General features: G+C 71.4%; 10 protein-coding genes and 3 tRNA genes. 4 read left to right on the top strand and 9 right to left on the bottom strand.

The features are described 5' to 3' along the window. Nucleotides 1-257: 257 nt before the first annotated feature. The 8 genes from E1211_RS33540 to crtI form a co-directional block, all read right to left on the bottom strand. Entirely contained in the window at nucleotides 258-716 is a 459-nt protein-coding gene (locus E1211_RS33540) for a DUF1707 domain-containing protein (RefSeq protein ID WP_243709684.1), read from the bottom strand. A 227-nt stretch (nucleotides 717-943) separates the two neighbouring features. Next, nucleotides 944-1,017: transfer RNA gene (locus tag E1211_RS24570), tRNA-Phe, on the bottom strand. Nucleotides 1,018-1,120: 103 nt separating this feature from the next. After that, nucleotides 1,121-1,194: transfer RNA gene (locus E1211_RS24575), tRNA-Asp, on the bottom strand. A 30-nt stretch (nucleotides 1,195-1,224) separates the two neighbouring features. Next, a tRNA-Glu gene (locus E1211_RS24580) sits at nucleotides 1,225-1,297 on the bottom strand. Nucleotides 1,298-1,449: 152 nt separating this feature from the next. Next, nucleotides 1,450-2,250, bottom strand: coding sequence for a polysaccharide deacetylase family protein (locus tag E1211_RS24585; RefSeq protein WP_132351363.1), 801 nt, complete (start codon nucleotides 2,248-2,250; stop codon nucleotides 1,450-1,452). A 79-nt stretch (nucleotides 2,251-2,329) separates the two neighbouring features. After that, the gene (locus tag E1211_RS24590; RefSeq protein WP_132351364.1) at nucleotides 2,330-3,274 is read right to left on the bottom strand and encodes a MerR family transcriptional regulator; all 945 of its coding nucleotides are present in this window, start codon (nucleotides 3,272-3,274) and stop codon (nucleotides 2,330-2,332) included. Next, the gene (gene idi / locus E1211_RS24595) at nucleotides 3,264-3,920 is read right to left on the bottom strand and encodes an isopentenyl-diphosphate Delta-isomerase (RefSeq protein ID WP_132351365.1); all 657 of its coding nucleotides are present in this window, start codon (nucleotides 3,918-3,920) and stop codon (nucleotides 3,264-3,266) included. The genes E1211_RS24590 and idi overlap by 11 nt, the downstream gene beginning before the upstream one ends. A 97-nt stretch (nucleotides 3,921-4,017) precedes the next feature. Next, nucleotides 4,018-5,499, bottom strand: a complete 1,482-nt coding sequence (gene crtI / locus E1211_RS24600) for a phytoene desaturase family protein (protein WP_132351366.1) — start codon at nucleotides 5,497-5,499, stop codon at nucleotides 4,018-4,020. A gap of 181 nt (nucleotides 5,500-5,680) precedes the next feature. Between crtI and E1211_RS24605 the strand changes: the two genes are divergently transcribed. Continuing rightward, a complete protein-coding gene (locus E1211_RS24605) occupies nucleotides 5,681-6,637 on the top strand; it encodes a phytoene/squalene synthase family protein (protein ID WP_132351367.1) in 957 nt (318 codons plus the stop codon). 30 nt (nucleotides 6,638-6,667) lie between these two features. On the opposite strand, the gene E1211_RS24610 is transcribed toward E1211_RS24605, so the two are convergent. Further along, nucleotides 6,668-7,735 (bottom strand): serine hydrolase, encoded by a 1,068-nt coding sequence (locus tag E1211_RS24610; protein ID WP_243709685.1) that lies wholly within the window; start codon nucleotides 7,733-7,735, stop codon nucleotides 6,668-6,670. Between the two features lie 136 nt (nucleotides 7,736-7,871). Here E1211_RS24610 and E1211_RS24615 point away from each other — a divergent pair, with 136 nt between their 5' ends. The 3 genes from E1211_RS24615 (at nucleotide 7,872) to E1211_RS24625 (ending at nucleotide 12,233) form a co-directional block, all read left to right on the top strand. Further along, nucleotides 7,872-9,344, top strand: coding sequence for an NAD(P)/FAD-dependent oxidoreductase (locus E1211_RS24615; protein ID WP_132351371.1), 1,473 nt, complete (start codon nucleotides 7,872-7,874; stop codon nucleotides 9,342-9,344). A gap of 70 nt (nucleotides 9,345-9,414) precedes the next feature. Further along, nucleotides 9,415-10,416, top strand: coding sequence for a LacI family DNA-binding transcriptional regulator (locus E1211_RS24620; RefSeq protein WP_132351369.1), 1,002 nt, complete (start codon nucleotides 9,415-9,417; stop codon nucleotides 10,414-10,416). Nucleotides 10,417-10,853: 437 nt separating this feature from the next. Further along, on the top strand, nucleotides 10,854-12,233 hold the full coding sequence (locus E1211_RS24625; protein WP_132351370.1) for an ABC transporter substrate-binding protein: 1,380 nt from the start codon (nucleotides 10,854-10,856) through the stop codon (nucleotides 12,231-12,233). Nucleotides 12,234-12,255: the final 22 nt, after the last annotated feature.

The following is a 12,255-nucleotide window of genomic DNA, read 5'->3' on the forward strand; positions in this document are numbered from 1 at the left end:
GGGTGCGGGGTTAGAGCTGCCTCCGGCGGGGGCCAGACGACTCCGAGATGGAGTTGCCGAACAGTTCCGGTGGGTGGGTGGTTGGGGAGCTGCCATCCCGTCCGCCACCGACCCAGGCAAGCCGAGCAGACCAGGGCCAGGGCGCCAAGGTCGTACGTCCGGTAGGGCGCTCCACCTTGTCACCCTGGCCCTGGCCCGCTCCACGGAGTGTGGGTCGGCGGCAGACGGGATGGCAGCAGATTGGGGCGTAGCGCCGTTCAGTCAAGGATGTTGTAGGCGACGAAAGCGACTTGCAGTGCGACGCATAGTGACCCACCGAGAACCCCCAAGGTCGCAAGCGCACGGTAGAGAAGTGGCGTATCTGCGCGTAAGCCGAAGAGGCCGAACACGACGCCAGCGGCTCCCGGAAGTAAAAGGGGACTGTATTGCCACAACGGTACCCAGAGCACACCTGCGGCGAGCGCCAAGAACGACAGTGCCATGCCTCCGTCATCGCGCGCCATGGCTGCTTGCTTGCGTGTCGTGCCTGCTTGATCGCGCGTCAGCGTCGGCAGGTCGGCCACCAGGACGTCTAGTTCGCCGTAGGTCATCGCGGCGTAGGCACGCGCTGACCGGTCCTCGAACTCCGCGAGGATCAACCGCCCTTCGCTCAAAGCGACGCCGAGCCGGACCACGACCGCTTCTCGGTCACGGCTTGACACCCGGATGTCGTTCACAAGCAGAGAGTAGCGACGGCAGAGGTCACGAGATGGACCGAAACCGAATTTGATCATCTTGGCAGGCGGGGAAGCGGCGTGCGACCTACGTGCGATAGGCGGCGGCAATGAGCGGCCAAGAGCGGTCAACCACGGGCAACGGCGACCGAGGCAGCAGGGCCGCAGATAGCAAGATCCCCACCGCGTCTCCGCTGGTGGGGATCTCTGTAGCCCGGCGAAAGGCTATGTGGCCAGGGGCGGGGTCGAACCGCCGACCTTCCGATTTTCAGTCGGACGCTCGTACCAACTGAGCTACCTGGCCGGATCGCTCGAACCATGCTACCCGGAGGACGGCTGAACCGCCGGAAGGGCACCCTGGTCCGATACGCAGAACGCCGCGCATCTCTCGCGCGGCGTCAGCGCTGCGGTCCTGACGGGACTTGAACCCGCGACCTCCGCCTTGACAGGGCGGCGAGCACTCCAACTGCTCCACAGGACCTAGCTCTGTTGCACCGGCTTGCGCCGGCAGTGCCCCCAACGGGATTCGAACCCGTGCTACCGCCTTGAAAGGGCGGCGTCCTGGGCCGCTAGACGATGAGGGCGGCCCCGCCATCATTGCACATTCGCAAGGTCAAGCGGACTTGCTCCCATCCGGCCCCGCCGGAGGCTTGGAAAGCATACGTGATGCCCGGGCGCTCGACCAAACCGGTATGGGTCTATCCGTGACGGCCCGAGAAAGCGCAGGTCAGAGCACTTAACTCAGCCGAGTCACGCCGTAGCGGCGCTTCAGCTCGCCGATCACCCCGGAGCTCGCGGCGATGGTGGCGGCCCGGTCCCCACCCCCGTCGTGCAGCAGCACGATGGAGCCGGGGCGGACGGCGCCCAGCACCCGCTTGCTGATCGTCTTGGCCGGCGGTCTACGCCAGTCCTGCGGATCGACGTTCCAGTGCAGCGCGCTCATGCCGAGCTGCTTGGCCACCGCGACGGCCTCGGGGGTCCACACCCCGCCGGGCTGGCGGTAGAAGCTGATTTTGGCGTTCGGTACTGCCGCTCGGATCGCCTTGTTCGTCCGCTCCAGGTCCGCCCGGATCTCCGCCACCGGCCGCCGGCCGAGGTCGACGTCGTGCCGCCAGCTGTGATTGCAGAGCTGGTGCCCCTCCCGCACGATCCGGCGGACCAACTCGGGGTGCCGCTTCGCCTCGATCCCCACCAGGCAGAACGTGGCGGTCACCCGGGCCGCTCGCAGCCGATCGAGGATCTTCGGCGTCCACGCCGGGCTGGGTCCGTCGTCGAAGGTCAGCGCGACCTGACGTACGCCCGTGATGCGGCGCAGGCCGGCCGGCATGGTCGTCGGTTTGGGGCGCAGCGGTCGCTTGGTCGGGCTGGTCCGGGTCGGCTTCGGAGACGCGGACGGCTTCGGGCTCGGCGCTGGCGGCGGCGTGGTCGAGGTGCTCGGGGTGGGGCCGTCGGCGGCGGTGCGGCCGCCGGGCTCGGCGCAGCCGCCGAGAAGTAGCACCAGGCCCAGGGCGTACGCGAGCACAGCTCGGGCTTTCATCTGTTCGCTCCCGCAAGGGGTCGGGGTACGCGGACCACCCGACGCTAGTTCACGTCCGTCGCGGGCGACATCTCGCGGGTCAGCCCGCGGTCGGCTGCTCCAGCGCCTCCTGCACCGCCACGAGCAGGGCGATCGCCTCGGAGAGCCGGGTGGGGCTCATCACCCCGGCCGGCAGCGCCTCGGCCGACCAGCCCGGGCCGGCGGCGAGTACCAGCAGGGGCCGGTGCGGGGCGGCGAGTACCGCCCCGAGCTGGGCCGGATCGGCGGTGGCCGAGGTGTGTGACCAGAGAACCACCGCGGCCGGCCCCGTCCGGTCGACCGCCTCCAGCAGCGCCGGCAGCGGAACGCGGGCCCCGAGCATCCGGTAGCCCACCCGGGCCTCGGCGAGCGCGGCGGCGAGGGCCTCCAGCGGCAGCGTGTGCTGCTCCTCGTCGGCGCAGGCGAGCAGGACCCGTTGGGGCCCGGCCGGCGGTGCGGCGCGGGTGACGGTGGCGAACGCCTCGGAGACGCAGCGGGACAGCACATGCTCCACGTCGACCAGGGCGGACGTGGCGGCGTGCCGTTCGCCGACCCCGGCGAGCACCGGCCGGAGCAGCCGCTCCCAGGTGTGGACCACGCCGTGGTCGGCCAGGGAGCGGGCGATCGTGTCGCCGGCCGCGACCGAGTCCAGCCGCATGGCGGCGCGGGCCAGCCCCCGGGCGGCCGGTCCGGCGCGACCCACCGGGATGGTCTGACCACCACCGTCGCGGGCCGGGGCGGGCCGGGCTCGCCCAGCCTGCTCGACGCGCACCGACCCGGGGCCCTGCCGGGCCCAGCGAGCCGCCTCGGCGGGACTGACCCCGTCGGCGGTGAGGCGTCGCATGACCTCGAGCCGGGCCAGATCGGTGGCCGTGTAACGGCGGTGCTGACCCGGCGTGTGCTGGCTGGGCCCGAGTCCGTACCGCTGGTGCCAGGTACGCAGCGTCGTCACCGCGACCCCGAGCCTGCGGGCCACCGCCCCCGCGCTCAGCGCCTCAACGGCCACCCGACCGCTCCGGCGCCTCATCGCTCGGTCCGCCCGACCCGACCGGGGCGGCGTCCGGGTCGACCGGCGGACCTGCGGCACCGGCCGGCGGGGTCACGGAGGCGCCCGGCCCGGTGGGCCGCAGCAGCCGGCTCACGACACCGCCGAGCCAGGGGGCGTACGGCCGCGAGTCGGCGGCGATGTCGACCTCCAGCGCGGCCGGCTCCACCCAGCGCAGCTCGGCGACCTCGGCGGGGTCGGGCGCCAGCGCCGCACCGGGAAGGAACTCGCCCCGAAGGACGTGGTCGTACTCGAACTCGACCCGGCCGGTCGCCGGGTCCTCCGCCTGGTACAGGTAGACGCCGACCTCGGTCAGTTCGACCGGGCCGGCGCCCAGCTCCTCGTGGAGCCGGCGGTTCGCCGCCTCGCTCAGCGACTCGCCGGGCAAGGGGTGACCGCAGCACGAGTTGGCCCAGCGCAGGGGGAAGCGGGTCTTGACGGCGGCGCGGCGCTGGAGCAGCACCTGACCGTCCGGCGACACCAGCATGACGGAGAAGGCCCGGTGCAGCCGGCCCGGCGGCTGGTGGGCGGCCGCCACGGTCATCTCGCCACTGGCCTGTCCGGCCTCGTCGACCAGTTCGACGAGGTGAGCCTCACGCTTGCTCATGCCGGCACCTCCCTGCGGTCGGCGCCGTCATGAGGCTCAAGGCGCTGTGCCTGATGATTCGCTCACTGCGGTCGCTCATGCCGGCACCTCCCTGCGGTCATTGGACACCTCCGGTGATCCGGCCGGCGGCGAGCTTGCCGGAGATCAGCACCATCGGCACACCGACGCCGGGTTGGGTGCCCGAGCCGACGAAGACCACGTTGGGGAGCGTCCGGTGCAGGTTGGTGGGGCGGAACGGCCCGGTCTGGAAGAAGCTGTGCGCCGCCGCGAACGGGGTGCCGGCGGCCATGCCCTGCTCGGCCCAATCGGCCGGGGTCACCGTGCGCAGCACCTCGACGCCCGAGCCGAAGCCGACGTAGCCGCGCTCCTCCAGGGTGCCGATGAGCTGGTCGGCGTAGCGGCGGGCGAGGCCGCCCCGCCAGTCGAGCCGGGCCCGGTCGAGGTTCGGCACCGGCGCGAGCACGTAGTAGCTGTGCCGGCCCGGGGGCGCGACCGAGGGGTCGGTCCGGCTCGGGTTGGTGACCAGCAGGGACGGGTCGGACATCAGGCGACCCCGGCGGATGACCTCATCGAAGGTTCCCCTCCAGGATCGTCCGAAGTGAATGTTGTGATGGGCGATCCTTCCATATCCCTGGGTCGAGCCGACGTGCAACACGACGCAGGAGGGGGAGTGGGTGAGCCGGCGTCGGGGCCCCGGTGGCAGCAGGTCGCGGTAGGCGACCGGCAGGTCCGGATTGAGCACCACGACGTCGGCCGGGATCAGCTCGCCGTCGCTGGTCACCACCCCGGTGGCTCGACCGTGCGCCGTCTCCACCCGGGTCACCGTGGTGCCGTACCGGAGCTGCACGCCGTGCTTCTCGGCAGCACCCGCCATGGCCCGGGAGACGCTGTGCATGCCGCCGCGCGGGAACCAGACCCCGGCCACCGAGTCCAGGTACGCGATGACCGTGTAAATGGCCAGGGCGTCGTGCGGGGCGAGGCCGGCGTACATGGCCTGGAAGGAGAAGATGCGCTGGGTACGTGGGTCGCGGAAGAACTGCCCGATCTTGGTGTGCAGGCGGCGGAAGGCGCCGGCGGCCAGCAGCCGCAGCAGGTTGCCGGTGAGCAGGTCGGCCGGGCTGTCCAGGTTGCGTTCGATGAAGTCGGCCCGTTCCAGCCGCCAGAGGCGTCGGGCGTAGTCGACGAAGCGCAGGTAGCCGTCGGCCTCGCGGGGACCGCAGACCCGGGCGATCTCGGCCGCCATCCGGGTGGTGTCGGTGATGACATCGAGCGTCGAGCCGTCCGGGTAGTGCGCCCGGTAGGCCGGATCGAGTGGGGTCAGGTCCAGCCAGTCGTCCAGCTCCTCGCCGACCGCGCCGAGTGCCTCGGCGACCAGCTCGGGCATGGTGAAGACGGTGGGGCCGGTGTCGAACTCGTAGCCCTCGGCGGCGAGCCGGCCGGCCCGGCCGCCGGGCACCGGTTCACGTTCGAGCAGGGTCACCTGTCGGCCGCTCCCGGCCAGGTGCAGCGCGCAGGCCAGGCCACCGAGGCCGGCGCCGACGACCACCACCCGATCCGTACGGCCGTCCACCGTCCGCATGCCGCCACCTCCTCGCGCGAGAGCGCCCATCATGCCCGCCGACCGGCGGTGACGGTGGCCGCTGCGGGTGTGCCCCGTTCGAGGGTGGTGTCCGTCCTGTCCGCATCCTTGGCCATGCGGCTGAGCGTACCCTAGAGTAACGAGTTGCGTCGATTAGTGCGTCGATAATGGAGGAGAGCCGGTGGACACGGAACTCGCCGCCGCCTACGACAGATGTCGTGAGCTGCACAGACGCCACGGCCGCACCTACTATCTCGCCACTCGGCTGCTCCCCGCGTGGAAACGCCGACACGTGCACGCCCTCTACGGCTTCACCCGCTACGCGGACGAGATCGTCGACCGGACCGACGGCCTTCCCACGGCCGAGCGGGCCGGCCGGCTCGACGACTGGGCGGGCCGGTTCCTCGCCGGCCTGCACGGCGAACAGGTCGACGACCCGCTGCTCCCGGCCGTGCTGCACACCATCGCCGTGTTCGACCTCGACCGGAACGACTTCGCCTCGTTCCTCAAGAGCATGGCGATGGACCTGACCGTCGGCTCGTACCCCAGCTATCAGCACCTGCTCGACTACATGGAGGGCTCGGCGGCGGCCATCGGCACGATGATGCTGCCGATCCTGGGCAGCGCCGACCCGGTCGCGGCCCGGGAGCCGGCCCGGCAGCTCGGCTTCGCCTTCCAGCTCACCAACTTCATCCGGGACGTCGCCGAGGACCTGGACCGGGGGCGGACCTACCTGCCCGACGAGGACCTGGACCGGTTCGGGGTGACCCGGAACGAGCTGGCCGAGGCCCGGTCGCGAGGGCGGGCCACGCCGGCGATCCGCGCGCTCGTCGCCTTCGAGGTGACCCGGGCGCAGGCGCACTACGCCGCGGCGGCACCCGGGATCACCATGCTCGCGCCGGCCTCGCAGGCCTGCATGCGCACAGCGTACGCCCTCTACGGCGGGATCCTCGACGAGGTCGCCGCGCAGGACTACGACGTCTTCGCCCGGCGGGCCGTGGTGCCCCGGCGGCGCCGGCTCGCCGTCGCGGCCCGGTCCCTGCTCGCGCCGGCCGGTACGCCGGTGGTCCTGCCCGGGCCGCCCGTACCCCGGGACACGACGCCCGGACGCCCGCTGCCCCGGCCGACCGTGTCCTGAGTCGGTTTCGCCGCCGGGCCGGGCGCGTGGTCAGAGGCAGTCGTGCAGCACGTCGACCAGGTCGTCCACCCGGTCGTGGTCGGCCAGGTGCGAGGTGACGTACGCGAAGGCGTAGCCGCGCCCGGGGTCTGCCCAGGCGGAGCTGCCACCGAGGCCGCCCATGCCCCAGCTGCCGTCCTCCTCCCACTGCATCCCCAGCGTCCACCGGGTCCGCCGGCCGAGCACGAGGTCGTCACCGTCGTACTGGACCCGGGTCGCCTCGGAGACCAGGTCGGGGCCGAGGAGGCGGACCCCGTCCCACGTGCCGCCGGAGAGCAGACCGGCGTAGAGCCGCGCCAGCCCGGTCGCGGTCGCGTGCAGGTTGACCGCGGGCACCTCGGTGCCACGCCAGAGTGGGCTGTTCAGCACGGCCGGATCGAGCCCGCCCGCCGGATTGGTCACCGCCCGACGGCGCAGCGAACCCGGTTCGCCCGCCACCCGGTCCGGCCAGGCCGGGTCGGCGTACCGCAGCTCGGCGCAGCGCCGCTGGTCGGCCGCGCCGAGACCGAAGCCCAGGTCGAGCCGCCACGGGTCGGCGATCTCCTCGGCCAGGAAACGGGCCACGGACCGGCCGTCCACCCGCCGGACCAGCTCACCGACCAGATGCCCGTACGTCCAGGCGTGCTCGCCCGCGACGGACCCCGGCGCCCACTCGGGTTCGGCGGCGGCCAGATCGGCGCAGAGCAGGTCCCAGTCGGCGAGCGCCTCGGCGGGCCGGGGAGTCGGGAAGGCCGGCAGGCCCGCGGTGTGCGTCAGCACCTGCCGGACGCTGGCCGGGGTGCGGAAGCCGGGCCAGTGGTCGGCGACCTGGTCGTCCAGGTCGAGCCGGCCCCGGTCGACCAGCATGAGCAGGCAGAGCGCGGCCAGGGGCTTGCCGACCGAGTAGACGCCGACGAGCGTCTCCGGCAGCCACGGCCGACCCGGCGACCGCTCGCCGCCGGTGACGTCGACGACGAGCCGGCCGTCGTACCAGACGGTGAGGGCGGCACCGGTCTCCCGGCCCTCCGCGAGCAGGCTGCGGAAGCGGTCGTCGACGGCGGCGAAGCGTGTGTCGTGCACCCGCACACGGTAGGCCGCCCACCCGGCCCGGTCAGTGTCGATCATGAAGTTGTCGCCGCGACATGCCGTGCCGATCGGCGACAACTTCATGATCAACCCGGTCTTGGCGGTCGGGCTGGGGGATGCTGGTCGGGTGGTGGAGCCGGAGCAGGTTGACGTGATCGTGGTGGGGCTCGGCGTCGGCGGCGAGGAGGTGGCCGGCCGGCTGGCCGAGTCCGGCCTGAGCGTCGTCGGCGTCGAACGGGACCTGGTCGGTGGCGAGTGCCCCTACTGGGGCTGCATCCCGAGCAAGATGATGATCCGGGCGGCGAACGCCCTCGCCGAGGCCCGCCGGATCGACGGATTGGCCGGCAGCGCCGAGGTGCGACCGGACTGGGCGCCGGTGGCGCGGCGGATCCGCGAGGAGGCGACCGACACCTGGGACGACCGGGCCGCGGTGGAGCGGTTCGTCGGCCGGGGCGGTCGGTTCGTGCGGGGCAGCGGTCGGCTCGACGGGCCCGGCCGCGTCCGGGTCGGCGACCAGCTCTTCGAGGCCCGGTACGGCGTCGTGATCGGCACCGGCACCCGACCCTCGGTGCCCCCGGTCGAGGGGCTCGCCGACACGCCGTACTGGACGAACCATCACGCGATCGAGGCCGAGGAGCTGCCCGGTTCGCTGCTCGTGCTCGGCGGCGGGGCGATCGGGTTGGAGCTGTCGCAGGTCTTCGCCCGGTTCGGCGTACGGGTCACCATCGTCGAAGCGTTGGATCGGGTGCTCGCGGTCGAGGAGCCGGAGTCGTCGGAGGTGGCCGCGTCCGCTCTGCGCGCGGACGGAGTCGAGATCCACACCGGCGTACGGGCCGAGCGGGTCGACCACGACGGCGAGGGGTTCACCCTCCGGGCCCACGGTGGGGCCGAGTTCACCGCGGAACGGCTGCTGGTGGTCACCGGGCGTCGGGCACACCTGGACGAGCTGGGGCTGGACAGCGTGGGAGTGGACGCCGACCAGCGTTACCTGCCGGTCGACGACCGGATGCGGGTCACCGACGGCATCTGGGCGGTCGGTGACGTGACCGGCGAGGGCGCCTTCACCCACATCGCGATGTACCAGGCGGCGATCGTGATCGCGGACGTGCTCGACCGTGCCCGGCACACCCGGCCCGGTGCCGACCCCAGCGGCACGGCGAGCGTGGTCGGCGGTGCGATGGGCTCGGCCAGCGCGCTCGGCGCCAGTGGGTCGAGTGGAACGGCGGGCACGGTTCCCCGGGCCGACTACCGGGCGTTGCCCCGGGTCACGTTCACCGACCCGGAGATCGGCGCGGTCGGCCTCACCGAGCAGCAGGCCCGCTCCCGGGGCATCAACGTCCAGGTCGGTTTCAGCAAGTTGAGCAGCTCGACGCGAGGCTGGATCCACCAGGTCGGCGACGAGGGCTTCATCAAGCTGATCGCGGACGCCGACCAGGGCGTGCTGATCGGGGCGACCTCGGCCGGACCGGCCGGCGGCGAGGTGCTCTCCGGGCTGGTGGTGGCGGTGCACGCGGCGGTGCCGCTCAGCCAGCTGCGGCACATGATCTATGCGTACCCGACCTTCCACCGGGCGATCGAGGACGCACTCCGTCACCTGCGCTGACTGCCCTGATCTGACGCACAGCGACAAAGGGCTGTTCATTTCTTGCAGTGAGCTGACATAGCATTGCGCCGTGACGAAACGGTTGACCGAGGTGGCCCGCAAGGCGGGCGTCAGTGAAGCCACCGTGAGCCGGGTGCTCAACGGGCGCGGTGGCGTCTCCGAGACGACCCGCACCGCGGTGCTCACCGCCCTCGACGTGCTCGGCTACGAACGGCCGACCAAGCTGCGGGGCGAGCGGGCCCGGCTGGTCGGCCTGGTCCTCCCCGAGTTGCAGAACCCGATCTTCCCGGCCCTCGCCGAGGTGGTCACCGGCTCGCTGGCCCAGCGGGGGTTCACCCCGGCGCTCTGCGCCCGCACCATCGGTGGTGTCTCCGAATCGGACTACGTCGAGATGCTGCTGGACCACCAGGTCTCCGGTGTGATCTTCGCGGGTGGCTCGTACGCGCTGACCGACGCGCCGCACGACCACTACCGCCGGTTGACCGACCGTGGGCTCCCCGTGGTGCTGGTGAACGCCGGCGTGGACGAGCTGGGCTTCCCCCGGGTCTCCACCGACGACGCCGTCGCTGTGGAGCAGGCGTACGGGCACCTGCGCTCGCTCGGGCACGAGCGGATCGGCATGGTGCTCGGGCCCGAGGGGCACGTCCCGTCCCGCCGCAAGCTCGCCGCGGTGGCCCGGATCGCCGGCTGGGCCGACCCGACCGAGTGGGTCGAGCGCTCCAGCTTCTCGATGGAAGGCGCCCGGGTGGCCGCGAGCAAGCTGGTCGACCGGGGCGTGACCGGGATCATCTGCGCCAGCGATGTGCTGGCCCTCGGGGCGATCCGGGCGGTGCGCCGGTTGGGCCGTTCGGTGCCGGGCGACGTGTCGGTGGTCGGTTACGACGACTCGGCCTTCATGACCTGCACCGACCCGCCGTTGACCACCGTCCGGCAGCCGATCGAGACGATGGGGCAGGCGGCGGTGGACCTGCTCGTCACCCAGATCGAGGGGGCCGGCGTGCTGCACGACGAGCTGCTCTTCGAGCCCGAACTGGTGGTACGCGGCTCCACCGCCCCGGCCCCGGGCCGCTGAACGACCAGACGAAGGACCAGGCGCTCCGGCCGCCGACCGCTGCTCGCGGTCGGCGGCCGGTCTCGTTCTGGCCCGGTTTCATGCTCATCCACGCCCGTTATCGCGCGGTATCGGGAGCCCGCTCGCAGCGCCGTCGATCGGCCCGTAGGCCCGTCGTAGCCGGCACCCAAAGCGGGTGGAATCTCTATTTTTCGGTCTGCTTTCAAGATCCTGTCTTGATCTCTCGTTACAAAGTCGCGTCCTTTCAAAGGGGAATCCATACCTTGCCGCTATGAGTCCATCTCGTTACAGTGACTCCACTCACACCTGACCCACGACGCACCTACCGGGGTCGGGTCGTATGGCGGATGCAGATCAGTAGCAGGGCATCGCCGCGGTGGCGATCACCGCAGCTCAGCGAAGGTCATGGAGACACCCGTTCCCGAAGGGATGGACAGATGTCCGTACCGCAGTACCGGAAGGCTGCGGCGTTAGCGCTCGTGGCCGGCCTGGGCGTCAGCCTCACGGCTTGCTCCACGAAGAGCGACGACGCGTCGAACGACGCAGGCGGCAAGGTCACCATCACGGTCGACTGCCAGCCGGTGGGCGCTCAGAAGGAGCTGTTGCAGAACTGGAACGCCGACGTCGTCGAGTTCCAGCGGCAGAACCCCGACATCATCATCAAGAGCGTGAGCGTCGGCGAGCAGTGCAACAACCCGCCGGACTTCACCGCCCGGCTGGCCGGCGGAACCGTCACCGACGTCTTCTACGGCTACATGACGGATCTCCAGCAGGTGCTCGACTCCGGTCAGGCGATGGACATCACCGAGTACGCCAACAAGGATTCGGTCCCGACCTGGGACAGCGTCGACCCGGCGCTCAAGGAGGTCTTCACCGACGGCGGCAAGCTCTACGCCGTCCCGGTGAAGAACTACTCGATGGGCCTGGTCTACAACAAGGTCCTCTTCCAGCGGGCCGGGCTCGACGTGAACAACCCGCCCAAGACGTGGCCCGAGGTCCGGGCGGCGGCCAAGAAGATCTCCGCGCTCGGCGGCGGCATCGCCGGCTACGCGGAGTACAGCGCCGGGAACACCGGCGGCTGGCACTTCACCTCCCTGCTCTACTCCCAGGGCGGCCGGGTGCTGACCGAGGACGGCAAGAAGGCCGACTTCAACAACCCGATGGGCAAGCAGGTCCTGCAGAACCTCAAGGACATGCGGTACGGCGACAACAGCATGGGCAGCCGTCAGCTGCTCCAGTGGGGTGACCTGCTGACCAACGCCGCGGCCGGCAAGGTCGGCATGTTCATCGGCGCGCCGGACACCACCCAGGCGATCGTCAGCCAGTTCCAGGGCAAGTTCCAGGACTGGGCGATGGGTCCGCTGCCCGGCCAGGACGGCCCGGCGAAGGGGACGCTCGGCGGTGGCGAGGGCTACTTCTTCAAGAAGGGCCTCACCCCCGAGCAGGTAAAGGCCGGTCTGAAGTGGATCGCCTACCAGAAGCTGACGCCGGGCAAGGGTCAGTTCGACTACGTCCGGGCCAAGCCGCAGAACTACCCGGTGGGTCTGCCGCAGCCGCTGCTCTTCGCCAACGGCAGCGAGGCGCAGAAGCAGGAGTTCGAGCTGCGCAAGGCGAACGCGAACGTCGACACCGCCAACTTCGCGCTCTTCGAGGCGAACCCGATCCCGATCAAGGGTGAGCCGCGCAACGCGCAGGCGATCTACGCGGTGCTCGACGCGGCGATGTCCGGGGTTCTCACCAACCCGAACGCGAACATCGACGCGCTGCTCAAGACGGCCGAGGACAAGGTCAACCAGCTCCTCGCCGCGGAGAGCTGACCCGACGGGGTGGGGGCCCGCC

The organism is Micromonospora sp. 15K316 (assembly GCF_004348525.1).
In the GTDB taxonomy this organism is placed as follows: Bacteria; Actinomycetota; Actinomycetes; order Mycobacteriales; family Micromonosporaceae; genus Micromonospora.